This window comes from Sulfitobacter sp. 1A12157 (genome assembly GCF_043557345.1).
Classification (GTDB): domain Bacteria; phylum Pseudomonadota; class Alphaproteobacteria; order Rhodobacterales; family Rhodobacteraceae; genus Sulfitobacter.
In genome coordinates, this window is the sequence record NZ_JBIFFV010000010.1 from 69,200 (window position 1) to 91,823 (window position 22,624).

Sequence of the window (22,624 nt, forward strand, 5' to 3'; positions counted from 1 at the left end):
ACAGCGCCCACCTTTTTGCAGCGGGGTTAGCCCCGTTTCGCCTCGACCAAGGCCACGGCGGCGGCCACCGCATCTTCGATCGCCATTTCCGTCGTGTCGATCTGCTTGGCGTCCTCAGCAGGTTTCAGCGGCGCTTGGTCCCGGCTCATGTCGCGCAGGTCGCGCTGGCGCACGTCCTCCAACACGTCTTCATAGCTGGTCTCGATCCCCTTGCCCGACAGTTCGGCGAAACGGCGCTGTGCGCGCACTTCGGGGCTGGCGGTGATGAAGAGTTTGACCGGCGCGTCGGGGCAGATCACCGTGCCGATGTCGCGCCCGTCGAGCACCGCACCGCCCGCGCGGGTGGCAAAGCTGCGCTGGAACCGCACGAGGGCGGCACGCACCGCGGGGATCACGGCCACTTTGCTGGCCTCTTGCGCCACCTCGGGGCTGCGCAGGCTGGGGTCTTCCAAATCGACGGGGGCGAGGGTCCGGGCCGCTTCCTCGGGGTCCATCCCGGTGAGGGTCTTGGCCGCGACCGCGCGGTACAAAAGCCCGGTGTCGAGATGCGCGAAGCCGAAATGCGCCGCCACCGCCTTGGCCACGGTGCCTTTGCCCGCCGCCGCGGGGCCGTCGATGGCAACGGTGATGCCGTTGGTTCTGTTATCTGTCATTGCAAATTCCTTTTGTTCCGGGCCCGCAGGCCAAGCAGCAGGGCCGCCGTGAAACAGCCCGCCAGTATCACCCATTTCGCCACTGTGAACAGGCTCGCCGTTGCGACGGCCTGTGCGGTGATCCGGTCCGGCCCCAATTCGACCAGCCGTCCGATCAGCATGTTTTCGGTGTAATCCGCCCCCAGATACAGCGCCACGGCTAGCGTCAGCCCCAGCCGCAGCCCGCCCGCCGACCAGCGCCGGAACCACAGCAGCAAGGCCAGTGCCAGAAGGGCGGGGACGGCGGTGTCGGCCAGCCGGAACTGGCCGAGATACAGCGCCGTCTGCGCGGGGCTGAGAGCGGCCAGATAGGCGCGCGCCTCGGTCAGATCATAGCCCAGAAGCCGCCCGTCCAAAACGCCCATGCCCGCCGCGCGCAGATGTGTCTCGGCAAAGCCCGCGAGGGCTGCAAAGGCCAGTGCAGCGCAAAGGCTGAGCCAGATCAGCCGGTCGCCTGTCACGCAGGCAACCGTTCGACCTGCGCACCCAAGGAGGCCATCAGCGGCTCGAAAATCGGGAAGGAGGTGGCGATGGGTCCGCCATCGTCCACCTGCACGGGCTGTTGCGCGACCATGCCAAGGATCAGGAACGACATGGCGATGCGGTGGTCGAGATGGCTCTGGCAGGTCGCACCACCGGGGATATTGCCATGGCCCAGCCCTTTGACGGTCCACCAATCGGGCCCGTCCTCGACCGCGACCCCATTGGCGCGCAGCCCGCTGGCCATGGCCTCGATCCGGTCGCTTTCCTTGACGCGCAGTTCCTTGACGCCGCGCATCACGGTCTCGCCCGTGGCGCAGGCCGCCACGACCGAGAGCACGGGGTATTCGTCGATCATGCTGGCAGCCCGTTCGGGCGGCACTTCGATGCCCTTGAGGTTGGGCGAGAACTTCGCACGCAGGTCGGCCACGGGCTCGCCGCCCTCGGTACGTTCGTTTTCATACGTCAGATCCGCGCCCATCTCGCGCAGGGCGGTGAACAGCCCCGCGCGGGTCGGGTTCAGGCCGATGCCCGGCACCAGCACGTCCGAGCCGGGCACGATCAGTGCGGCGCAGACGGGGAAGGCGGCGGAGGAGGGGTCGCGCGGCACGTCGATATGCTGCGGCTTCAACTCGGGCTGGCCGGTCAGGGTGATGACGCGGCCTTCGTCAGTCTCTTCGACCGTGATCTCGGCACCAAATCCTGCCAGCATCCGCTCGGTATGGTCGCGGGTGGCCTCGGCCTCGATCACCACGGTTTTGCCCGGCGCATTCAGCCCCGCCAGCAGCACCGCGGATTTCACCTGCGCCGAAGGCACTGGCACGGTGTAGCGCACCGGCACAGGCTCGACCGCGCCCACGAGTGTCATCGGCAGGCGGCCCCCGGCGCGCCCCACCGATTGCGTGCCGAACAGCGCCAGCGGATCGGTCACCCGCGCCATCGGGCGGCTGTTGAGGCTGGCATCGCCGGTGAAGGTCACCGAGATCGGAGAGGTCGCCATCGCCCCCATCAGCAGCCGCACGCCAGTGCCGGAATTGCCGCAGTCGATCACATTGTCAGGCTCGGCGAAACCGCCGACGCCCACGCCGTGCACGGAATAGGAGCCGCCGCCATGGTCGACCACCTCGGCTCCGAAAGCGCGCATGGCTTTGGCGGTGTCGAGCACGTCTTGCCCTTCCAAAAGCCCGGTGATCGTGGTTTCGCCCACGGCCATGGCGCCAAGGATCAGGCTGCGGTGCGAGATCGACTTGTCGCCGGGCACTTCGGCGATGCCGCTAAGCGGCCCGCAGGCGCGCGATGACATGGGAATGGGGCTGCCGTGACTGGACATGAGGTACCTCTGATCTGCTCAAGGTTCCTATTATCGCAGGCGGGCGGCAGCGTCCATCGCCGCGCGTGCGATGGCTGGCGATCAGGCGGCGCGGTTCAGTGTTTGCGGAAGGTCAGGTAATGCGGCGTGCGGCCTTCGCGCAGCGCCTTTTGCTCATAGCGGGTCGAAATCCAATCATCCCAAGGCGCGCGCCAATCGTCCGGCCCTTCGGCCAGCCAGTCAAACCCATGCTGCGGCACCTGTTCGAGCGTCTGGCGAACGTAATCCTCGATATCCGTCGCCACGCGGAAGATCGCGCCGGGTTTCAACACGCGGGCCAGCGGCTCAAGATGCTCGGGCGTGACGAAACGGCGGCGGTGGTGGCGGGTTTTCGGCCAAGGATCGGGATAGAGCAGGAACGCCCGGTCGATGGAGGCTTCGGGCAGCACATCGAACATATCGCGCACGTCACCGGGGTGAATGGCGAGGTTGTCCACGCCCGCGCGTCGGATTTTGCCCAGCAACATCGCGACGCCGTTGATATAGGGCTCGCAGCCGATGATGCCCACATCGGGGTTCTGCCCGGCCTGATGCACCAGATGCTCACCACCGCCAAAGCCGATTTCCAGCCAGACCTTGCGCCCGCCAAACAGCGTATCAAGGTCGAGGGGCTTGCGGTCGGGATTGCTCTCCCAATCGACGGCCCCCGGCGACAATGCGTCGAGGTTTTCGTCGATATAGGTCTTTTGCGACTTCTTCAGGGCCTTGCCTTTGAGGCGGCCATAGAAGTTGCGGCGGGGGCGTGTTGTATCACTCATGGCGGCTCATGTAGCGGCCCCGCCGCGCCACCGCAACATTCCTCTTTCAGAGCGGCGCGGGAATAGAGGGCGGTTAACCGTTTGTTAGGCTCCATGGGGCTAAATGCCCAGGCAAAGCAGGGGGACGGCTGATGAGCGTGGCAAAACGCGGAAGCGGTGCAGGCAATAGGGCGGATGGCGCGGCGAAACCTGTGACGGCGGCGCGTATTCTGATCGTGGATGACCAGCGCTTCGACCGGATGCGGATCAAGCGGCTCTGCGGCGGGCTGGACTTTCCTGTCTCCCTGACGGAGGCAGAGAGCCTTGCCGCCCTTGGCCAGCAATTGGATGAGGGGGCGTTCGATTTGATCCTGTTGGACTATACCCTGCCCGATGGGGATGGTTTGCTGGGTTTGCAAATGATCCGCGCCCACCCGCGCAACGGCGGTGTCGCCACGGTGATGATCACCGGGACAGAGCAAAGCGAGGTTGCGATCGAAGCGCTGCGCGGCGGCTGTAGTGACTATATCGCAAAGGATGAACTGTCTCAAAGCACGCTGAGGCGTTCCGCCTTTCACGCGCTTCACAAGACCGCGCTGCAACTGGGCGTGGCCACGCAGGAACAAAGACGGTGTGAGTTGCAAAGCGTTCTGCGGCGGTTCACCGAGGAATGCGCGCGGGATATCAAGCCGATGGTGACCGACAGCATGCACGCCCTTTCGGCCTTGGACCGGTCGAACCCCGCCGCCGTGGCGGAGGTGCTGACCAAGATCGACGACACCTTTCTGCGCCTTTGGGAGTTCGTTGAGGATTTGGCCAGCTATCAGGGCAGTGACCTTGCCGAAGGGGATCTGGCCAATCCGCCGAAACCCACGCCGGGGCTGGGCGCGGGCTGGGGCGGGTAAGCGGCAGGCTTACCGCGGCGGGGGGCGGTAAAGATCGCTCGGAAAAGGGTGCAGCGCGGCGCTCGGCCTGATCCGTTGTGCTGCCCTCTTTGCCCGGGCTTGCTACGGAACCCTTGCCCGGCAGAACCCCGCATATTCCCCGGCCGACACGCCATAGCCCTTGCAGGAGCGGCAAAATTCGCCTATACGCGCCCTGTCTAAGGGGCGGTTACAGCTTCGGGCGCGATATAACGGGCAGGGTCGGTACCAACCGGCCCTCTTTTGTTTGCGTTCGGCTGCGGGTCAACCGCTGTGCTTGATGTCGGAGCTTTTCTGACAAGAACGGCACGGTGCCACCACAACGACCAATTGCAACTCCAGACCGGCGGAGACAACCGCGCGGCCAGAAACATTTGATAAGGATACGAAAAGCTACATGACCAAAGCAATGGACGAATTCGAAGCGCTTCTTAACGAAAGCTTTGAAATGGACACGCCCCAAGAGGGCACAGTCGTCAAAGGCAAGGTGATCGCTGTCGAAGCGGGCCAAGCCATCATCGACGTCGGCTACAAAATGGAAGGCCGCGTTGAGCTGAAAGAATTTGCTGATCCCGGCGAATCCCCCAAAATCGAAGTTGGCGACGAAGTCGAAGTTTTCCTTCGCCAAGTCGAAAACGCGCGTGGCGAAGCTGTCATCAGCCGCGAAATGGCCCGCCGTGAGGAAGCCTGGGATCGTCTGGAAAAAGCCTATGCCGCAGAAGAGCGTGTCGAAGGCGCGATCTTTGGCCGTGTCAAAGGTGGCTTCACCGTCGACCTCGGCGGCGCAGTTGCATTCCTGCCGGGCTCGCAGGTTGACGTGCGCCCCGTGCGCGACGCAGGCCCGCTCATGGGTCTCAAGCAGCCGTTCCAAATCCTCAAGATGGACCGCCGTCGTGGCAACATCGTTGTATCGCGCCGTGCGATCCTCGAAGAGTCCCGCGCCGAACAGCGTGCCGAAGTCATTGGCAACCTGACCGAAGGTCAGACCGTCGATGGTGTGGTCAAGAACATCACCGAATACGGTGCCTTTGTTGACCTCGGCGGTGTTGACGGCCTGCTGCACGTCACCGACATGGCATGGCGCCGCGTGAACCACCCCTCCGAGATCCTGTCGATCGGCGAGACCATCAAGGTTCAGGTCATCAAGATCAACAAAGAGACCCACCGCATCAGCCTCGGCATGAAGCAGCTGCAGGAAGATCCCTGGGATCTGGTCGGCGCGAAATACCCGCTGGGTTCCGTGCACAGCGGCCGCGTGACCAACATCACCGACTACGGCGCATTCGTCGAGCTGGAGCCCGGTGTCGAAGGTCTGGTCCACGTCTCCGAGATGTCCTGGACCAAGAAGAACGTGCACCCCGGCAAGATCGTGTCCACAAGCCAAGAAGTCGAAGTCATGGTTCTGGAAATCGACAGCGCCAAGCGTCGCGTTTCCCTTGGTCTCAAGCAGACCATGCGTAACCCATGGGAAGTCTTCGCTGAGACCCACCCCGAGGGCACCGAAGTCGAAGGCGAAGTCAAGAACATCACCGAATTCGGTCTGTTCGTTGGCCTGCCCGGCGACATCGACGGCATGGTTCACCTGTCGGACCTCAGCTGGGACCAGCGCGGCGAGGAAGCGATCCAAGACTACCGCAAGGGTGACGTGGTTCAGGCCGTCGTCTCCGAAGTGGACGTCGAGAAAGAGCGCATCTCGCTCTCGATCAAGAACGTCGGCGGTGACAAGTTCGCCGAAGCCGTAGGCGGCGTGAAGCGCGGCTCGATCGTGACCGTGACCGTGACCTCCATCGAAGATGGCGGCATCGAAGTCGAATACGAAGGCATGAAGAGCTTCATCCGTCGTTCCGACCTCAGCCGTGACCGTGCCGAACAGCGCCCTGAGCGTTTCTCGGTCGGTGACAAGGTCGACGTGCGCATCACCAACGTTGACGCGAAAGCACACCGTCTTGGCGTCTCCATCAAGGCACGCGAGATCGCGGAAGAGAAAGAGGCGGTACAGCAGTACGGTTCTTCCGACTCCGGCGCGAGCTTGGGCGACATCCTTGGTGCGGCGCTGAAAGGCGACGACGAGTAAGCATATTCCGCGTTGAATATGTGACCTTAGCGAAGGCCCCGCATGGCGACATGCGGGGCCTTTTGCTGTTCCGGGGGCGCGGTCGAATCGCAAAGCGGGTTTTGCCCGTCGTGCCCAATCCCCGCGCGCTGCGGCCTTCAGCGCCGAAAGGCGGCGGAAAAAAGCCGAAAAAACAGGGGTTTCGCTGCGAAAAATCTATCGCGGCGCTGGCGGAACACCTTCCCGTGTGGGGCGTTATTTCCTATAGTCGGGTAAGACATCAATAAATTCTCGGGGGACGTGCCATGATCCGGTCGGAACTGATCCAGAAGATCGCTGACGACAATCCGCATCTTTATCAGCGTGATGTTGAGCGGATCGTAAACACGGTCTTTGATGAGATCACGGGCGCCATGGCGCGTGGGGACCGGGTGGAATTGCGCGGCTTCGGTGCTTTTTCCGTTAAGAAACGCGATGCCCGCGTGGGGCGCAACCCGCGCACGGGTGAGACGGTGAATGTCGAAGAGAAGCATGTGCCCTTCTTCAAGACGGGCAAGCTGTTGCGTGACCGGCTGAACGGGAAAAGCTGATGCGTTACATTCGTTATGCTTGCATCGCGCTTTTCGCGATTGCGCTGGTTTCCGTTGCTTTGGCGAACCGGAATATCGTGACACTTCAAGTGCTTCCGACCGAGATTTCAGGTTGGTTTGCCGTGAACCCCTCTATCGAACTGCCGCTCTTTATCGTGATCCTTGGCGGGATTATCGTGGGGCTTTTGGTGGGCTTCGTTTGGGAGTGGATCCGCGAACACGGCCACCGCGCCGAACTGGCGCGGCAAGCGCGTGAGCGTCGTCGGTTGGAGCGGGAGGTGATCCGCCTCAAGGAAGAGAAGCATCAGGGCAAGGATGAGGTGCTGGCGCTGCTTGACGAAGCAGGCTAAACCCCACCCATGCCTGAGAACGTTAACGTAAAAATCTGCGGTTTGACCGACCCTGCCGATGTGCCCGCTGCCCTCTTGGCGGGCGCACGCACGCTGGGGTTTGTCTTTTTCGAAAAATCCCCCCGCCATCTGTCGCTGGAAGCCGCGGCCCATATGACCGAAGCCGTGCCTGACGGGATTTGCAAGGTCGCGCTGACCGTCAATGCCGACGATGCGGCGCTGGATGCGTTGCTGGCGGCGGTGCCCTTTCTGGACATGCTACAGCTGCACGGCAGCGAAAGCCCCGCGCGGGTGGCCGAGGTCAAGGCGCGCTATGGGCTGCCGGTGATGAAGGCAGTGGGCGTGGCGGATCGCGATGATCTGGCGCTGCTGAACGACTATGTCACCGTCGCGGATCAACTTCTGGTCGATGCCAAACCGCCCAAGGATGCGGTGCTGCCGGGCGGGAATGGGCTGGCCTTTGACTGGCGGCTGATCGCCGGGCGGCGCTGGCCCAAGCCTTGGATGCTCGCCGGCGGTCTGAACGCCGAGAATGTGGCGGAGGCGATTGCTCTGACCGGGGCGCGGCAGGTCGATGTCTCTTCCGGGGTCGAAAGCGCGCCGGGGGTGAAGGATGCCGAGCGCATTCGCGCCTTCTGCGAGGCGGCGCTGAAGTAACCCGCTCTACTTAAAAGAAAAAAAGGCCCGGTGGCGATGCCCCGGGCCTTTGTCGTTCTGGTGCCAAAATTGGCGATCAGATCGATTGATCGTAATCGCCCACGTTCGGCTCGGTGCGGATCACCGCGTCGATATCGGCGAAGATCGCGCGCATTTCCGCGTCGGATTCGGGGCTCTCGCAGACCACGACAAGGTTCGGCGTGTTGGAGGAGGCCCGCACAAGGCCCCAGCCGCCATTGTCCAGCATGACGCGCGCGCCGTTGACGGTGATGACCTCGGCAATCGCGCGGCCACCGATCTTCTCCCCGGCATCGGCCTTGGCGACAAGCTTTTCCACGATCCGGTCGAGGATGTCGTATTTTTCGGTGTCCGAGGCATAGGGCGACATGGTGGGCGTCGAATAGGTCTGGGGCAGGGCGCGGCGCAGGTCCGACATGGATTTGTCGGGGTTGCGGTCCATCAGCTTACAGATTTCCACCGCCACGCGCATGCCACAGTCATAGCCCCGGCCAATTGGCTCGGCCAAGAAGTAGTGACCGGACTTTTCGAAGCCCGCCAGCGCGCCCAGTTCTTTGACCCGGCGTTTCATGTGGCTATGGCCGGTTTTCCAATAGTCCGCCTTGGCCCCGTGTTTCTGCAACTCAGGGTCCGAGGCAAAGAGACCGGTGGATTTCACATCGGCGACGAAGGTGCTGTTTGGGTGCAGCTTGGCCAGATCACGGGCCATGATGACGCCCATCTTATCGGCGAAAATCTCTTCGCCCTCGTCATCTACCACGCCGCAGCGGTCGCCGTCCCCGTCGAAACCAAGCGCCAGATCGGCACCGGAGGCGCGGACGCTGTTGGCCATGTCATGCAGCATTTCCATGGCTTCGGGGTTCGGGTTGTAATGGGGGAAGGTGTAGTCGAGCGTGTTGTGGCTATCGACGACTTCGACCCCCAAGCGGCGGAAGAGTTCGGGCGCGAAAGCCGAGGCGGTGCCATTGCCGGTGGCGCAGACGACCTTGAGTTTGCGGGTCATTTTGAAGTCACCGACAAGGTCATCCAGATAGGCTTCGCGCACGCCGTCGACGAACTCATAACCCCCGCCCGGACGCCGCTCGCCCCGGCCATTCAACACGATGTCGCGCAGCTCGGCCATCTCATCGGGGCCGTGGGTCAGGGGGCGTTGAAAGCCCATTTTCACGCCGGTCCAGCCGTTCGGGTTGTGGCTGGCGGTGACCATGGCAACGGCGGGGGCATCGAGGTGGAACTGGGCGAAATAGGCCATTGGGGAAAGCGCCGGGCCGATATCCTTGACCGTGATCCCGGCCTGCATCAGCCCCAGCATCAGCGCGTTTTTGATCGAGAGCGAATAGTCGCGATAGTCATTGCCCACGGCGATGACAGGCTCGATCCCGCGCGCATGCATCTGCATGCCAAGGCCGAGGCCAAGGGCGGTGATGCCGGGCAGGTTGATGTCGTCGGGGTATTTCCAACGCGCGTCATACTCGCGAAAGCCTGTCGGGGTGATCATCGCATCGCGGAGAAATTCCCAAGTGTTCGGGGTCACGGTGGAGGCCGGTTTGCTCACGTCAAATACTCGCTTTTTAAGATAAATTTAGAAAGTCAGCGGATGGCTTTTGGCCAGCGCGTCGAATTGCATCAACAGGTTGATCAGCCCCGGCATCTGATCGAGGTAGATCATATTGGGCCCGTCACTGGGCGCGCGGTCGGGGTCTTCGTGGGTTTCCATGAAGATCGCCGCCACACCGATGGCAGCCGCGGCGCGGGCCATGACAGGGGCAAACTCACGCTGACCGCCCGAAGAGCCGCCCTTGCCGCCCGGCTGGGCGACGGAGTGGGTGGCGTCCATCACCACCGGATAGCCGGTCTGAGCCATCTGCGGCAGGCTGCGCATGTCGGCAACCAACGTGTTGTAGCCAAAGGTCGTGCCGCGCTCGGTCAGCAGGATGTTCTTGTTGCCCGTGCTTTCGATCTTGTCGACGATGTTCTGCATTTCCCAAGGGGCGAGGAACTGCCCCTTCTTCACGTTCACCGCCTTTCCCGTCTCCCCGGCGGCGAGCAGCAGGTCGGTTTGGCGGCAGAGGAAGGCGGGGATTTGCAGCACGTCGACCACCTCACCGGCCTGCGCGCATTGCGCCTCGTTATGCACATCCGTCAGCACCGGCACGTCATTGGCACGCGCCACAGATTGCAGGACTTGCAGCCCCTTCTCGATGCCCAGCCCGCGCTTGCCCGAAAGGGAGGTGCGGTTGGCCTTGTCATAGCTGCCCTTGAAGATGAACTGCGCGCCTGCGGCGTCACAGGCTTCTTTCAGAACCCCCGCGACCATCTGCGCGTGGTCTTCGCTCTCCAACTGGCAGGGGCCAGCGATCACGGTGAGGGGACGATCATTGCCGACGGTCAGATTGCCGATGCGCAGCTGGGTCATGAAGTTACCTGTTCTCTTAGAATGGACGCTGTCAGGGATAACATCAGGTAGATGCCTGCAAAGATAAGGAAAGCCAATATCGTGTTTTCGAACTTGCGCGGGTAGGTCGCCTCGTCCGGGGCGACGGGGTTGACCGCCACAGTGAGGTAGCGGACCTGCCGCCCAGCCTCGGTTCGGGCCTGTTCCATTGCGGTTTGCGCGCTTTGCAGCACCATGTCGGCAGAGGCCAGATCGGCCTGCGCAAGCTGTGCGGCGACGGCCTGTTGCGCCAGCGAGTTTTCGCCTTCACTGGCGGCGGTCATCCGCTCGCGTAGTTTGGTAAGCTGCTCGCGCAGCCGTCGCACATCACCGCGCGCGCCATCGACCTTGGCTTGGTTCGGGCGCTGGTTGTCGAGCAGGGCGGCGAGTTCGAGTTCCTTTTCGATCAGCAGGGTCTCGTAATTGGTGATCTGTGTGCGGATTGAGGCGATCATCGCCTCGGGGTCGACGTTGTTGTCGACCTGCAATTTGATCAGCGCCTCCTGCGCTGCACGGCGGTTTTCCAACGCCGTTTCATAGCCCTCAAGCGCGTCGCGCATCCCGTCTTCGCGCTTTTGCTTGCTCAGGTTGTTCACCCGCTCTTCGGCATAGGTGAGCAGACGTTTCGAGAATTGTTCCGAGACCTCGGGATCGGCGGCGATCACCTCCATCCGGATCACGCCTTCGGTCGGGTCGTAGCCGATTTTGACGTTCTTCTTGTAGGTCTTGTAGGCTTCTTCGTTGCTGGGGTTCTCCGAAAGCCGTTGGATGGCGTCGATCTCAGGATCGGCGAAATGGGCGCGAAACCCTGCGTCTTCGTCGAGCCGCAGCATCGCGTCTTTCGATTGCAGATAGGCCTGCGTGGCGATGCTGTCGGCGCTATTGGCGAATTGCGTGGGCAGCAGCCCGCCAAAGGGGCTGGAACCGCCGCCACCTTCGTTCTGAATGATCAGAAACTGGCTTTCGGTGGCATACATCGGCGTGGCGATTTTGTAGAAATAGTAACCCGCGGCAATAGTCGGCAGCATGACGAAAAAGGCGAGCCGGACCAGCAGCATGGCCGCTTTGCGGCGGCGGCGGCGGGTGATGTCGCGCTGAATGTCCGAGATCTCGCGCTGGCGGCGTTCGGCGGGGCTGACATCGGTCGAGGGCAGGCCGCGCGGGCCGCGGGGCGTGGTCTGGGGCAGTTGCACCTTCGGATCGCCGGGCTGGCCGCGGGTGGCGGGCAGACCGCTGCCCGCCGGATCGCCCGACTGCGGCACCACGAGTTCCAGCATGTTGGACCGCTGAAACGGGTCGATCCCCTTGGCCCGCAAAAGGCGCACCGCGTCGAAATCCGAGGTCGGCGCCAACCCGTGTTTCTGCGCCACGCGGCGCGCCATGCGCAATTGGCGGCCCGTCAGCCCCTCGCGGCGGATCGCGTCGATATCCTGCTCGGCCGAAACTTCATTGGCAGAGGACACCTCGCCCGAGCGGGCGTTCTCGGAATGGGGGGCTTTGCCGCTGCGCGCGGCGTGTTCCAAGGCTTCCTTGCTGTGCGAGGGCTCTACCTCGGTCGCATCCGCAACGGCGCGCAGTTTGGCCTTGCGCGCGGCCTTTTCGGCATCGCTCTGGGCGGCCTGCGCCTTCTCGGCGCTGCTCGGCGCGGCGCTGCCGCTGGAGGGGGGCGGCGCCTTGCGGATGCGGAATTTTCTAGCCTTGGGTTTCGTAGTCATAGAGCTGTTTCGCTTCTTCCAAGGTGTCGAACATATGTAGCTTGCCATCCAGAAGGACAGCGGCGGAGCGGGCAAATTTCTCAAGCGTATGGGCCTGATGCGAGACGATGATGATCGTCGTGGTGCGCAGCCGTTCTTTCAGAATATCGCCCGCCTTGCGGTTGAATTCCACGTCTGTCGTGCCGGGCATGCCTTCGTCAATCAGATAGATATCAAAATCCAGCGCCAACATCAGCGCGAAAGAGAAGCGCGCCCGCATCCCGGCGGAATAGGTGCCGAGCGGCTGATCGAAATACTCCCCCAGACCGCAGAGCCAGCGGCAAAAGCTTTCCACGTAATCGGGGTCGAGCCCATAGAGCCGCGCGATATAGCGGGCGTTCTCCATGGCAGAAACCTTATTGACCACGCCGCCCATAAATCCCAATGGAAACGAGATGTTACAGCCGCGCCTGATCTCTCCTTCGTCGGGTTTTTCCAGCCCCGCCATCATGTTGATCAGGGTCGTTTTGCCGGTGCCGTTGGGGGCCAGAATGCCCAAAGAGTTGCCAAGCTCCACGCGAAAAGACACCCGGTCAAGAATGACCTTGTGCTGCGATCCCGTCCAAAAGGACTTGGACACATTTTCAAATTCCAGCATTCGCTGCTCCGGTTGGTGCTAAGCGGGGCGTCGCGGCGCCTCTGGCATCAGAGGTATCATAACCGTTTATTCACGGAATTTGACCACAATATGTCGAAACGCAGGCGTTCACTGGGACAGGCCGCCGCGCAGGGCAGTGCGGCGGCGGTAAAAACTGTTGCCGCAGGGCGGGAATCCTGCGGGGGTTAGGGGCATGGCGGCAGGGCATGTCGCCCCGCGCCCGCGCGGGGTCAGTGCAGCGTGTGGGTGCTCTCGGTCGGGGCCATCTCGCCGATGTAGCTGACGTTCATCAAGGCCGCCTGCGTGCGGTCACCGTCGATGTTTTGCACCGGGCCGACGGGCACGGCGCTCATCAGCCCAAGCCGGGTCATCCAGCGGCTGAAGGTGGCGGGCACGATGCCCAGAACATGGCTTGCGCCCATGGCATAGGCGGCGCCGGCCATCTGGTTCATCAGCATACGCTGCACGGCGATGCGGCGCTGCGCGGGGACCGCGCTGGTCAGGAAAAGACGGGTCGCTTCCCAGATGTCGTCGCGCACGGGGGCTTTGAAGAACAGCACATCCTGCGGAATGTCCGGCAGCATCCCCAGTTGCGCGTCGCGCAGCATATAGCTGTATTGCGCGCAGGTCGAAGTGGTGGGCATCAGGCGCACGCCGCCCATGACCTCGCCATATTCGTGCAGAACGATCCAGCGGGCGCGGGGCGTGTCGTATTGGTCAAACTCCATCCCATCAACCTGAGGGAGATCCCATTGCTTGTCGTCGATGAAGATTCGGCGCCGCGCCCGGAGGAAATTAACGAACAATTCCCCATGCTGGTGCATGTTCAAAAATGACAAAGTTGTGGCACGCATATAGGGGTTGGCCCGCGCAAGGGCTTCGGGGCTATAGGGGTCAGTCTCTGTCGATTTGCTGCCAAGCAGCTTTCGCGGAAAGCGGTTGTTCTTTACTTCCAACGCCTTAGCGTCCTGTGGGGTCAGTTCGGGAAGAACATCCTGCCAAGATTTTCCACTGAAGCTCCGTCCTTGCAGACTCATGTTGGACCTCAAAAATTCGCTGTAAAAATACCTCTTATCAAGAGGCTAACCTCTAGTTGCATGAAATGGCCATACTTATGTCCCATTTCCGGGTGTAGAAAGGAAGATGATCGCGTCTAACATGTGCTTCGATGCTGAAATGCAACATGTTAAGAGCGTTTGTCGGCAGAATGCCGGCATTCGAGCAGCCGACCGAAGAAAACGAGAGCGATGTCGCAGGAAAAAGTAACATACGGCCCGATTCATACGCCGCATCTGGCAGACGCGACTAAGGTGCAGCAGATGCGGGACTACTCCCAAGTCGGCGTCAACCTGTTTTGGCAGCGGCAGATGATCTTTGCGGCGGCCATTTGCTTATCTGCGTTCTACTATGATCTGTGGCTGTCGATCTCGACCGTAATCCTGATCGCGATTTCCGAGACTTTCGACTATCTGCTTTTCCTGCGCATCACCCGCTGGCGGGGGCGCAGCCCACGTTTGGCGCGTTTGTTCATGAACCGGATCTATATCGGCACGGTGCTGAGCGCCGGGGTGATCAGCTATTTCGCTCTTGGGATTGCGCTGCAGCAGGGGGCGACGACGCATTTCCTGCCGCTGTTCTTCCTTTTCGCGGCGGCGCTCTTCGCCTCGATGAACAACCATCATATCCTGCCGGTGTTGATGCTGCGGCTTGCGATCTATGGTGTGACATTCCTTTTCATCCCGATCTGGGACATCGTGCGCACGGGGGCAAGCATCGAATCCGAGCTTTGGACCCAGTTGTTCACCGTGGTCTTCGTGCTCTATTTCATCGTCGATTGCTCTCGCATCTTTTTGAAGATGTACCGCACCAACCTGCGCCAACTCGAAGAGTTGAAGGTCGAGCATGAGAAAACCAAAATCGCCTTTAAGGTGAAGACCGAGTTCGTCTCGACCATCAGCCATGAGCTGCGCACGCCGATGACCTCGATCAAAGGGTCGCTCGACATGGCCTGCGCCGGAGTTTTGGGCGAGATGACCCCGCAGATGGAGAAGGTTCTGAAGATCGCGCAGCGCAATTCGGCGCGGCTGACGTCGATCATTAACGAGATCCTCGACCTGCAGAAGTTTGAGGCGGGCAAGGTCAGCTTTGATATCGAGCCGCTTGAAGTGCAGACCATCATCGAAGACGCGATCGAGCTGAACCAGTCCTTTGCGGGTAACCTTGGCGTGACGCTGCGCTATGCCAAACCGTCGGAGCCTGCGGGGATCGCCACCGACGAAAAGCGGCTGCAACAGGTGATGTCCAACCTTCTGTCGAACGCGGCCAAATTCTCGCCCGCGGGGTCGACGGTCAAGGTGACCTCGGTCAACCTCGGCGACAAGGTGCGGATCAGCGTGATCGACGAGGGGATCGGCCTTGCCGAATCCGAGCGCGAGAAAGTCTTTGACGAATTCTCGCAGATCGATTCCTCTGATCAGCGGGCCGTGGGCGGCACCGGGCTGGGGATGAACATCTCCAAACGGATCATCGAAGCCTTGGGTGGGCAGATCGACTATTTCAAGAACGACGGCCCCGGCACGACCTTCTATATCGATATGCCCTTGGGCAACGGTACGGGGAAGGAATTGGCCCATGGGATGCACGTCAAGGACATGGTGAATGGTGAGGGGCCGATTGGGGATGAGACCTCTGAGAAGCCACGCGGGGAGCGCGCGGCGGCCTAAGTCAGGCGCGTTTCGCTGCCCCGGCCTCTCGGCGCGAGCGACATCGGCCTTCGCCCCAGTGACAATCTCAAACGGAAAAGGGGGCGGCATTTCTACCGCCCCCGCATTCGGATCGTCCGTCCGACGCGGTCACGCGACCAGTTGCCAGATCACACCCGCAAAGATCGCCCCGACGAAGGCAAAGCCGATATAGGCGGCGAAAACATGCGGTTTCACCAGTGCCCAGACCGCGACAGCCGCTGGAATGCAGCTTACCCCGCCCGCCACGACAAAGGACATGGCCGCGCCTTGGGTCATCCCTTGCGCCAGCAGCGCGTCGATCAGGGGCACGGCGGCATAGCCGTTCAGGTAAGCCGGTGCGCCCACGAATGCGCCCAGAATGATCGGCATGATCCCGGTGCCGCCCAAGACATTGGCGATCCATTCGGCGGGCACATAGGTCAGCATGAGGGCTTCGACCACATAGGCGAGGGTCAGCCATTTGACGAGGAACAGCGCATTGGTCAGCGCCGTGTCGGCAAAGCTCGCGCGGCGCTCGGCCTCTTGCCAGAACTTCCAGACCGGCGCGCCGGAGAAGGGTTTGGCCGAAGAACAGCAGCTGCTTTTCGCGGGCTGGGGGCGCAGGGGGTCATTGAAAATCGGCGTGCGGGACAGGGCCATGACGGTGAAGCCCCCGAACATGCCCACGCCAAGCGCCGCGATGGTTTTCGCCAGGGCGAAGTCGAAGCCGAGCGTGCCCGAGGTGATCGCGAACATCGCCAGGTCCATCAGCGGGGAGGCCAGCCAAAAGGCCATCACCGCGCCGAGCGGGGCACCGACCGCCAGCAGCGCGGCGATGAAGGGGATCACCTCGCAACTGCAAAAGGGGGACAGGCCGCCAAGCGCCGCCGCCATCACCACCATCCGGGCCGGGTTGCCCTCAAACGCGCGGGCAAGCAGGCTCTCCGCCCCGCTGGCTTTGAGGTAGGCCACGGCCAGCACCGCGAAGGCGATGAAGGGGGCGGTGTGCAACAGTGCTTCAGCCGCGAAGATGACCGTCGGCACGACCTGCGGTGGATCCAGCAGCGCGATCAGCGCCAAGAGCGCCAGCGTGATGCCCCAAGCGCCTTTCAGAAAGGCCAAGCGGTGCAGTGCGGGGAGGGTTTGGGTGGTATCAGCCATGGTTATGCTCCGTGCAGCCTTCGATTGCGTCCGCGCAGCATTCGGTCAGCAGGAAATTCGCCAGCGCCTGCACCTCTTCATAGGCGACGGCGGCGCAGATGGTGCTTCGGCCTTGTTTTTCCTGTTTCACCAGACCGGCAGAGGCCAAGAGTTTCAGGTGATGTGTCAGGGTCGAGCCGGTAACGCCGGTGCGTTCGCCCAGCGTGCCGATGTTCAGCCCCTCTGTTCCGGCGCGCACCAACGTGCGCAGCACCAGAAGGCGTTGTTCCGATCCAAGCGCCGCAAAGCTGCTGGCGGCGAGGGTGAGGGCGGGGGTTGCGGATTCTTGTTTCATTCTTCTAGAAATATCGAAACGTCAGCGCGATGCAAGTTTTATTTCGATAATTATCGAAATTAACGCCCGCGGCCCTTTATCTTTTGGCCCTACCGCTTATCTCCTGCTCATGAAGGATATCCGAGATGATCTGGCGGCCTGCCGCCTTTGTGCCGAGCGTTTCGCGGTGACCGCCACCCAGCATCGCCCGCGGCCCATCGTCTGGTTCAAACCCGGCGCGCGGCTGCTGATCGCCAGCCAAGCGCCCGGCAAACGGGTGCATGAGGCGGGCAAACCCTTCTGGGATATGTCCGGCACCCGCCTGCGCGACTGGCTGGGGCTGGATGAGGCGACATTCTATGACCGGGACCGTGTGGCCATCGTGCCGATGGGCTTTTGCTTTCCGGGCTATGACGCCAAGGGCAGTGACCTGCCACCGCCGCGTATCTGTGCGCAGACTTGGCGCAAACCGGTGCTGGAGATGCTGCCCGATCTGCGGCTCACGGTGTTGATCGGGGCCTATGCGATGAAATATCACCTGCCCGGATTTCGCAATGTGACCGAGGCCGTGGCGGGCTGGCGGGATCATCCGCCGGGGGTCTTTGCCTTGCCTCATCCGTCGTGGCGCAATACCGGGTGGTTGAACAAGAATCCCTGGTTCGCGGAAGAGGTCTTGCCCCGTCTGCGCACCGCCGTGTCCGAGGTGATGAATGACCGACCGCCAAACTGACCCCAAGACCGAGCCGACCCCGCTCGACCAAGCCCATGCCGCGATGGCCTCCGCCCCCGACGACGATGCGGCGCGGCTACGGTTTTACGAGCGTATCGCGGATGTCGAACTGTTCATGCTGCTTGAGGATGAGCCGCAGGGCGATCAGATCAGCCCCGTGCTGCTCGACGACAGCTATGTCATGGTCTTCGACCGTGCGGCGCGGCTCTCGGCCCATGTGGGGGAGGCGTCTCCTTACGTGGCGCTGTCGGGCCGCGCGATTGCCGCGATGTTGGAGGGGCAGCCCTTGGGCATGGCGGTCAATATCGGTGTGGCCCCGTCCGAGATCCTGCTGCCTGCCGAGGCGATGGACTGGCTGCGCAGCACATTGGCCCATGCGCCGGGCGAGGTGGAGGCAGGCATCGACCGCCTGTTCCCGCCGCAGGGGCTGCCTGAGACGCTGATCGCCGCGATTGACGCAAAGCTTGCCACGGCCACGGGCATGGCGGCAGGGGCTTTCCTTGTCGGCGTCGAATATAGCGGCGGCGGGCGGGGGCATCTGCTGGCCTTCGTCGGGGCGATCCCCCGGGCGCAAGACGCGCTGGTGCGCGCGGCGTCCGAGGCGCTGACCTTTTCGGGGATCGAGGCCGGGGCGATGGATGTCGGCTTCTTCGGCCCCAATGATGCGGTGGTCGAGAAGCTGGCCCGCGTCGGCCTGCGTTTTGACCTACCGCAGATGGAGCCTTTGCAAAACACGCCTCGGATGGCCCCGGGCAGCGATCCGGCGAAACCGCCGAAACTGCGCTGATCTTAACCTCTGGCAAGAAAAAGGCGGGCAGGGCATTTAAGCCCGCCCGCCTTTCTTATTCCATCCCGCCCGCTTTAGCGACGGCGGTCGCGTCGGGCGCTCATCGGTTGGAAGGCGACGCCGACATGGGCTTCGCAATAGGGTTTGCCCTGCTGCACGGGCAGGCCGCAGAACCAGAAATCATCGGTCGCCGGGTCGCCCACGGGCCATTTGCAAGTGCGTTCGGTCAGCTCCATCAGGCCGATCTTCTTGGCCTTCTTCTCGACTTCGCTGACCTTGGCCAGCGCCTCTGGGCTGATCTCATTCGCCGACGGCTGCGGCGGCAGGGGTTGGCCTGCGGGGATGATCTGCTTGCGCGCGGGCAGGTTGGGTTTGGGCGCCGGGGCTGCGGCGGGCTCTTCAGCTTCGGGCGCGGGGGCGGCCTCGGCCTCCGGCTCGGGCGCGGCTTTGGCGGCGGGCTTTGCCTTGGCCTCGGCCTTGGGGGCTGCGGGCTTGGCCTTGGGTTCCGGCTTGGCCGTCGCTGCCGCGGCGGCGGGCGCGCCCGCGGTGCGGTTCGACAGGCCCAGACGGTGCACCTTGCCGATCACGGCGTTGCGCGTCACCCCACCCAGTTCTTTCGCGATCTGGCTGGCGGACTGGCCTTCGCCCCACATCTTTTTCAGTGTCTCTACGCGCTCATCAGTCCAGGACATACGGGGTTCCCCAGTTAAAAAGCGGCCCCTTAGCCCGGACCGCTTTGTCAGTGTATCGGCCCCTATTTTATCTTCTGGGGCCGCAGGTGCAAGCGCCGATGCCCTCCGGGGGCGGGGCGTTGCGATTGGGGCTTTACGTGGGGGATGCAGGGCGGCTATGCAAGAGCCATGATCAAATCCGCCACATATTCCATCCGACGACGCTTCGTCCGATAACATGGTGCCCCCCCCCCCCCCCGTTGGGGGGCGGCGTGATGGCCTGATCTCGCAGCATGCGTGCTGCATCCTTTCAAAAACAAGCAAATCCCATTGACCCTGCGCCAGCCCCATGCCCTTTTACCGGCGTGACACGGCCCTCTTTCAAGGACAAACAGATGATCCCTTCCGTTCTGCCAACCTATAATCGCGCCCCTTTGACCTTCGTCAAAGGCGAAGGCACTTGGCTGATCGAGGCGGATGGGCGGCGTTTCCTCGACCTTGGCGCGGGGATTGCGGTGAACGCCCTTGGCCATGCGCATCCGGCGCTGGTAAAGGCGCTGACCGATCAGGCGCAGGCATTGTGGCATACGTCGAACCTCTACCACATCCCACAGCAAGAGGCGCTGGCCGACCGGCTGGTGGCCGAGACCTTTGCCGACACCGCCTTCTTTTGCAACTCGGGGACCGAGGCCTGCGAATTGGCGGTGAAGATGGCGCGCAAGTATTTCTATGAGGCGGGCCAGCCCGAGCGGGTCGAGATCATCGCCTTCAACGGGGCCTTTCACGGCCGCTCTTCCGCCGGGATCGCGGCGGCGGGGTCTGAGAAGATGACCAAAGGCTTCGGCCCGACGCTGCCGGGTTTCGTGCATCTCGACCTTGGCGACAGCGCCGCGCTTGAGGCCGCCATCACCGACAAGACTGCTGCCATCATGGTTGAGCCGGTACAGGGCGAGGGCGGTATCCGCGCGGTGCCGGATGCCGAGTTGCAACAGATGCGTGCGCTGTGCGACGCCCACGGGCTTTTGCTGATTTGCGATGAGGTGCAATGCGGCGTAGGCCGGACCGGGCGGCTTTTTGCCCATGAATGGGCCGGGATCACCCCCGACATCATGATGGTCGCCAAGGGCATCGGCGGGGGCTTTCCGCTGGGCGCGGTGCTGGCCACGGAGAAAGCGGCCTCGGGCATGACCGCAGGCACCCATGGCTCGACCTATGGCGGCAACCCGCTGGGCTGTGCCGTGGGTTGCGCCGTGCTGGACGTGGTGGCCGACCCGGCCTTTCTGGCCGAGGTGAGCCGCAAGGCGGGGCTGCTGCGCCAACGTCTCGAAGGGCTGGTGGCAGAGCATCCGGAGGTCTTTGAAGAGGTGCGCGGCGCGGGGCTGATGCTGGGGCTGAAATGCAAGGTGGCGAATGCCGACGTGGTTGCCTCGGGCTATGCCCATGAGCTGATCACCGTGCCCGCCGCCGACAATGTGATCCGCCTGCTGCCGCCGCTGACCATTTCCGACGATGAGATCGCCGAGGCGGTCACCCGGCTCGACGCCATCGCGCGTGACCTGACCCCGGCCTGAGCGCCATTCACCGCCATCATTCCTCGGGCTTTCAAGGCCGTGGCCTTGGACCCCGCAAGACAGAGACGACAGATGAACCATTTCCTCGATATCCACCAAACCGACCCCGCCGATCTGCGGCAGATCATCGACAATGCCGCTGCCATGAAAGCCGCGCGCAATGGCCGCCCGCGCGGCGCGCCGGATGATGACCAGCCACTGAAAGATCACATGGTCGCGCTGATCTTTGAGAAGCCCTCGACCCGGACGCGTGTCTCCTTCGACGTGGGCGTGCGTCAGATGGGCGGGCAGACCATGGTGCTTTCGGGCGCCGATATGCAACTTGGCCACGGTGAGACCATCGCCGACACCGCCCGCGTGCTGTCGCGCTATGTCGATATGATCATGATCCGCACTTTTGAGGAGCAGACCCTGCTGGAGATGGCGGAATATGCCTCCGTTCCGGTGATCAACGGGCTGACCAACCGCACGCATCCCTGCCAGATCATGGCCGACATCCAGACCTTTGAGGAACACCGCGGCCCGATCAAAGGCCGCAAGGTGGTTTGGTCGGGCGACGGCAACAACGTCTTTGCAAGCTTCGCCCATGCGGCCAAGCAGTTCGACTTCGATCTTGTCTTCACCGGGCCGGAGCCGCTCGACCCCGAGCGCGCGCTCGACGGGCTTTATACCACCGAGCGCGACCCGCAGAAGGCCGTGGAGGGCGCTGATCTGGTGGTCACCGACACATGGGTCAGCATGCATGATCCGCAGTCGGCGCGCGAGCGGCGGCACAACCAGTTGCGCGGCTATCAGGTCAACGATGCGCTGATGGCACTGGCCAAACCGGATGCGCTCTTCATGCATTGCCTGCCCGCGCACCGCGATGACGAGGCGACAAGCTCGGTCATGGATGGGCCGCATTCGGTGATCTTTGACGAGGCCGAGAATCGTCTGCACGCGCAGAAAGCCATTATGCGCTGGTGTCTGGGCGCATGAGCGACGGCCCCCGCATCGTTGTTGCGGGCGCGGGGGCGGTGGGCTGCTTTGTCGGCGGGCTGCTGGCCGGAGCGGGCCATGCCGTGACCCTGCTGGCGCGGCCCCGCATTCAGGCCGAAATCCGCACCCATGGGCTGACCCTCACCGATTTCGGCGGCATGGCGCGTTACCTTTCGGCGGATGATCTGAGCCTTGCGGGGGATGAGACCTGTCTGCGCGATGCCGATATCGTGCTGGTCACAGTCAAATCGCGCGATACCGAAGACATGGCCCGGCTGATCGCCCGCCACAGCGCGTCGGGCGTGCAGGTCGTCAGCCTGCAAAACGGCATGGGCAACCGCGCGGCCTTGGCCCGGCACCTGCCGCAGCATGATCTGCGGGCGGGGCTGGTGCCGTTCAACGTCGTGGCGATGGGGCAGGGCTGCTACCACCGGGCAAGCTCGGGCGATCTGGTGATCGAGGCGGGCCCGGCTGATCTGGCCGCGCGCCTGTCGCTGCCGGAGCTGAGGGTGGAGGAACGCGCCAATATCACCGCCCTGCAATGGGGCAAGTTCCTGATGAACCTCAACAACGCGCTGAATGCGCTAAGCGGCCTGCCGCTCCAAGCGCAGTTGCAGGATCGGGCGTGGCGGCGTCTGATGGCCGATCAATGGGCCGAGGCGCTGGCGGTTCTGCGCGCCGATAAGGTCCGCCCCGTCCTGACCTCGCCGATCCCAGCCCGACTGGTGCCAACGCTCCTGCGTCTGCCGACGCCGATTTTCACCCGCGTCGCCGCGGCGATGTTGCAGATCGACCCGCAGGCGCGGACCTCCATGGCGCAAGACCTCGCCGCGCGCCGCCCGACCGAGATCGACGCGCTTCAGGGTGAGGTGCAGCGCCGCGCAAGGGCGCTTGGCCGGGCGACGCCGGTGACGGATATGGTGCTGCGGGTGATGGGCTGGGCAGAGCTTGCAGGCGAAGGGCTGCCGCATTTGCCGGTCGCCGCCCTGCGGGCCGAAATGGCGGCAGGGCAGGACCGGCAAGAGGGGTGAGGCG

22 protein-coding genes and 1 pseudogene are annotated in these 22,624 nt (G+C 63.0%); 11 read left to right on the forward strand and 12 right to left on the reverse strand.

Going from position 1 to position 22,624, the window contains the following annotated elements:
* Positions 1-26: 26 nt before the first annotated feature.
* The 4 genes from ACGYLC_RS15880 to trmB form a co-directional block, all read right to left on the reverse strand.
* A complete protein-coding gene (locus ACGYLC_RS15880; protein WP_322329302.1) occupies positions 27-653 on the reverse strand; it encodes a d(CMP) kinase in 627 nt (208 codons plus the stop codon).
* The gene (locus ACGYLC_RS15885) at positions 650-1,153 is read right to left on the reverse strand and encodes a hypothetical protein (protein WP_394401439.1); all 504 of its coding nucleotides are present in this window, start codon (positions 1,151-1,153) and stop codon (positions 650-652) included. Before ACGYLC_RS15885 ends, ACGYLC_RS15880 begins: the two co-directional genes overlap by 4 nt.
* Complete coding sequence (gene aroA, locus ACGYLC_RS15890; protein ID WP_394423832.1) at positions 1,150-2,502, reverse strand: 3-phosphoshikimate 1-carboxyvinyltransferase; 1,353 nt, start codon at positions 2,500-2,502, stop codon at positions 1,150-1,152. Before aroA ends, ACGYLC_RS15885 begins: the two co-directional genes overlap by 4 nt.
* Positions 2,503-2,597: 95 nt before the next feature.
* Positions 2,598-3,299 carry a tRNA (guanosine(46)-N7)-methyltransferase TrmB gene (trmB, locus tag ACGYLC_RS15895; RefSeq protein ID WP_394423834.1) on the reverse strand — a complete coding sequence of 234 codons (702 nt, stop codon included), beginning with the start codon at positions 3,297-3,299 and terminating at the stop codon, positions 2,598-2,600.
* Positions 3,300-3,430: 131 nt separating this feature from the next.
* Between trmB and ACGYLC_RS15900 the strand changes: the two genes are divergently transcribed.
* From ACGYLC_RS15900 to ACGYLC_RS15920, 5 genes and pseudogenes are all read left to right on the forward strand, one after another.
* The gene (locus ACGYLC_RS15900; protein ID WP_394423835.1) at positions 3,431-4,183 is read left to right on the forward strand and encodes a response regulator; all 753 of its coding nucleotides are present in this window, start codon (positions 3,431-3,433) and stop codon (positions 4,181-4,183) included.
* Positions 4,184-4,580: 397 nt separating this feature from the next.
* Positions 4,581-6,275: pseudogene (rpsA, locus tag ACGYLC_RS15905) on the forward strand (30S ribosomal protein S1); the annotation flags it as partial.
* Between the two features lie 284 nt (positions 6,276-6,559).
* Positions 6,560-6,844 (forward strand): integration host factor subunit beta, encoded by a 285-nt coding sequence (ihfB, locus tag ACGYLC_RS15910; protein WP_067261426.1) that lies wholly within the window; start codon positions 6,560-6,562, stop codon positions 6,842-6,844.
* Positions 6,844-7,194 (forward strand): lipopolysaccharide assembly protein LapA domain-containing protein, encoded by a 351-nt coding sequence (locus ACGYLC_RS15915; RefSeq protein ID WP_067261428.1) that lies wholly within the window; start codon positions 6,844-6,846, stop codon positions 7,192-7,194. The genes ihfB and ACGYLC_RS15915 overlap by 1 nt, the downstream gene beginning before the upstream one ends.
* A 9-nt stretch (positions 7,195-7,203) precedes the next feature.
* Positions 7,204-7,851, forward strand: coding sequence for a phosphoribosylanthranilate isomerase (locus ACGYLC_RS15920; protein WP_394414243.1), 648 nt, complete (start codon positions 7,204-7,206; stop codon positions 7,849-7,851).
* Between the two features lie 76 nt (positions 7,852-7,927).
* Here ACGYLC_RS15920 and ACGYLC_RS15925 read toward each other — a convergent pair whose 3' ends face one another.
* The 5 genes from ACGYLC_RS15925 to ACGYLC_RS15945 all read right to left on the reverse strand — a co-directional run bounded on the left by ACGYLC_RS15925 (position 7,928) and on the right by ACGYLC_RS15945 (position 13,509).
* Positions 7,928-9,424 carry a phosphomannomutase/phosphoglucomutase gene (locus ACGYLC_RS15925; RefSeq protein ID WP_394423836.1) on the reverse strand — a complete coding sequence of 499 codons (1,497 nt, stop codon included), beginning with the start codon at positions 9,422-9,424 and terminating at the stop codon, positions 7,928-7,930.
* 27 nt (positions 9,425-9,451) lie between these two features.
* Positions 9,452-10,285, reverse strand: coding sequence for a 3-deoxy-8-phosphooctulonate synthase (gene kdsA / locus ACGYLC_RS15930; RefSeq protein WP_394423837.1), 834 nt, complete (start codon positions 10,283-10,285; stop codon positions 9,452-9,454).
* The gene (locus tag ACGYLC_RS15935; RefSeq protein WP_394423839.1) at positions 10,282-12,018 is read right to left on the reverse strand and encodes a capsule biosynthesis protein; all 1,737 of its coding nucleotides are present in this window, start codon (positions 12,016-12,018) and stop codon (positions 10,282-10,284) included. The genes kdsA and ACGYLC_RS15935 overlap by 4 nt, the downstream gene beginning before the upstream one ends.
* On the reverse strand, positions 11,996-12,655 hold the full coding sequence (locus ACGYLC_RS15940; protein WP_067261436.1) for an ABC transporter ATP-binding protein: 660 nt from the start codon (positions 12,653-12,655) through the stop codon (positions 11,996-11,998). Before ACGYLC_RS15940 ends, ACGYLC_RS15935 begins: the two co-directional genes overlap by 23 nt.
* A 230-nt stretch (positions 12,656-12,885) precedes the next feature.
* Positions 12,886-13,509 carry an acyl-homoserine-lactone synthase gene (locus ACGYLC_RS15945; protein WP_067261478.1) on the reverse strand — a complete coding sequence of 208 codons (624 nt, stop codon included), beginning with the start codon at positions 13,507-13,509 and terminating at the stop codon, positions 12,886-12,888.
* A gap of 465 nt (positions 13,510-13,974) precedes the next feature.
* Between ACGYLC_RS15945 and ACGYLC_RS15950 the strand changes: the two genes are divergently transcribed.
* A complete protein-coding gene (locus tag ACGYLC_RS15950) occupies positions 13,975-15,378 on the forward strand; it encodes a cell wall metabolism sensor histidine kinase WalK (protein WP_271691843.1) in 1,404 nt (467 codons plus the stop codon).
* Between the two features lie 129 nt (positions 15,379-15,507).
* On the opposite strand, the gene ACGYLC_RS15955 is transcribed toward ACGYLC_RS15950, so the two are convergent.
* Positions 15,508-16,539 carry a permease gene (locus ACGYLC_RS15955; RefSeq protein WP_394423840.1) on the reverse strand — a complete coding sequence of 344 codons (1,032 nt, stop codon included), beginning with the start codon at positions 16,537-16,539 and terminating at the stop codon, positions 15,508-15,510.
* Positions 16,532-16,873: an ArsR/SmtB family transcription factor gene (locus tag ACGYLC_RS15960; RefSeq protein ID WP_394423842.1), complete on the reverse strand. Its 342-nt coding sequence runs from the start codon at positions 16,871-16,873 to the stop codon at positions 16,532-16,534. The genes ACGYLC_RS15955 and ACGYLC_RS15960 overlap by 8 nt, the downstream gene beginning before the upstream one ends.
* A 109-nt stretch (positions 16,874-16,982) precedes the next feature.
* Here ACGYLC_RS15960 and ACGYLC_RS15965 point away from each other — a divergent pair, with 109 nt between their 5' ends.
* Together ACGYLC_RS15965 and ACGYLC_RS15970 are read left to right on the forward strand one after the other, a co-directional pair.
* Entirely contained in the window at positions 16,983-17,582 is a 600-nt protein-coding gene (locus ACGYLC_RS15965; protein WP_394401413.1) for a uracil-DNA glycosylase family protein, read from the forward strand.
* Positions 17,563-18,369: an SseB family protein gene (locus tag ACGYLC_RS15970; RefSeq protein WP_394423844.1), complete on the forward strand. Its 807-nt coding sequence runs from the start codon at positions 17,563-17,565 to the stop codon at positions 18,367-18,369. Before ACGYLC_RS15965 ends, ACGYLC_RS15970 begins: the two co-directional genes overlap by 20 nt.
* 74 nt (positions 18,370-18,443) lie before the next feature.
* On the opposite strand, the gene ACGYLC_RS15975 is transcribed toward ACGYLC_RS15970, so the two are convergent.
* Positions 18,444-19,061 (reverse strand): GcrA family cell cycle regulator, encoded by a 618-nt coding sequence (locus ACGYLC_RS15975; protein ID WP_394401407.1) that lies wholly within the window; start codon positions 19,059-19,061, stop codon positions 18,444-18,446.
* Positions 19,062-19,435: 374 nt separating this feature from the next.
* Here ACGYLC_RS15975 and ACGYLC_RS15980 point away from each other — a divergent pair, with 374 nt between their 5' ends.
* The 3 genes from ACGYLC_RS15980 (at position 19,436) to ACGYLC_RS15990 (ending at position 22,620) form a co-directional block, all read left to right on the forward strand.
* The gene (locus tag ACGYLC_RS15980; RefSeq protein ID WP_394423845.1) at positions 19,436-20,611 is read left to right on the forward strand and encodes an aspartate aminotransferase family protein; all 1,176 of its coding nucleotides are present in this window, start codon (positions 19,436-19,438) and stop codon (positions 20,609-20,611) included.
* Between the two features lie 72 nt (positions 20,612-20,683).
* Positions 20,684-21,589, forward strand: coding sequence for an ornithine carbamoyltransferase (gene argF, locus ACGYLC_RS15985; protein WP_394423847.1), 906 nt, complete (start codon positions 20,684-20,686; stop codon positions 21,587-21,589).
* Positions 21,586-22,620, forward strand: a complete 1,035-nt coding sequence (locus tag ACGYLC_RS15990; protein WP_394423849.1) for a 2-dehydropantoate 2-reductase — start codon at positions 21,586-21,588, stop codon at positions 22,618-22,620. Before argF ends, ACGYLC_RS15990 begins: the two co-directional genes overlap by 4 nt.
* Positions 22,621-22,624 lie beyond the last annotated feature (4 nt).

Coding starts and splice junctions, on each gene's coding strand:
- ACGYLC_RS15965 (WP_394401413.1), top strand. CDS start 16,983: ATGAAGGATATCCGAGATGATCTGGCGGCCTGCCGCCTTTGTGCCGAG.
- trmB (WP_394423834.1), bottom strand. CDS start 3,299: ATGAGTGATACAACACGCCCCCGCCGCAACTTCTATGGCCGCCTCAAA.
- ACGYLC_RS15980 (WP_394423845.1), top strand. CDS start 19,436: ATGATCCCTTCCGTTCTGCCAACCTATAATCGCGCCCCTTTGACCTTC.
- ACGYLC_RS15970 (WP_394423844.1), top strand. CDS start 17,563: ATGACCGACCGCCAAACTGACCCCAAGACCGAGCCGACCCCGCTCGAC.
- ACGYLC_RS15990 (WP_394423849.1), top strand. CDS start 21,586: ATGAGCGACGGCCCCCGCATCGTTGTTGCGGGCGCGGGGGCGGTGGGC.
- ACGYLC_RS15880 (WP_322329302.1), bottom strand. CDS start 653: ATGACAGATAACAGAACCAACGGCATCACCGTTGCCATCGACGGCCCC.
- ACGYLC_RS15960 (WP_394423842.1), bottom strand. CDS start 16,873: ATGAAACAAGAATCCGCAACCCCCGCCCTCACCCTCGCCGCCAGCAGC.
- kdsA (WP_394423837.1), bottom strand. CDS start 10,285: ATGACCCAGCTGCGCATCGGCAATCTGACCGTCGGCAATGATCGTCCC.
- ACGYLC_RS15940 (WP_067261436.1), bottom strand. CDS start 12,655: ATGCTGGAATTTGAAAATGTGTCCAAGTCCTTTTGGACGGGATCGCAG.
- ihfB (WP_067261426.1), top strand. CDS start 6,560: ATGATCCGGTCGGAACTGATCCAGAAGATCGCTGACGACAATCCGCAT.
- ACGYLC_RS15955 (WP_394423840.1), bottom strand. CDS start 16,539: ATGGCTGATACCACCCAAACCCTCCCCGCACTGCACCGCTTGGCCTTT.
- argF (WP_394423847.1), top strand. CDS start 20,684: ATGAACCATTTCCTCGATATCCACCAAACCGACCCCGCCGATCTGCGG.
- ACGYLC_RS15975 (WP_394401407.1), bottom strand. CDS start 19,061: ATGTCCTGGACTGATGAGCGCGTAGAGACACTGAAAAAGATGTGGGGC.
- ACGYLC_RS15900 (WP_394423835.1), top strand. CDS start 3,431: ATGAGCGTGGCAAAACGCGGAAGCGGTGCAGGCAATAGGGCGGATGGC.
- ACGYLC_RS15915 (WP_067261428.1), top strand. CDS start 6,844: ATGCGTTACATTCGTTATGCTTGCATCGCGCTTTTCGCGATTGCGCTG.
- ACGYLC_RS15950 (WP_271691843.1), top strand. CDS start 13,975: ATGCGGGACTACTCCCAAGTCGGCGTCAACCTGTTTTGGCAGCGGCAG.
- ACGYLC_RS15920 (WP_394414243.1), top strand. CDS start 7,204: ATGCCTGAGAACGTTAACGTAAAAATCTGCGGTTTGACCGACCCTGCC.
- ACGYLC_RS15935 (WP_394423839.1), bottom strand. CDS start 12,018: ATGACTACGAAACCCAAGGCTAGAAAATTCCGCATCCGCAAGGCGCCG.
- ACGYLC_RS15945 (WP_067261478.1), bottom strand. CDS start 13,509: ATGCGTGCCACAACTTTGTCATTTTTGAACATGCACCAGCATGGGGAA.
- aroA (WP_394423832.1), bottom strand. CDS start 2,502: ATGTCCAGTCACGGCAGCCCCATTCCCATGTCATCGCGCGCCTGCGGG.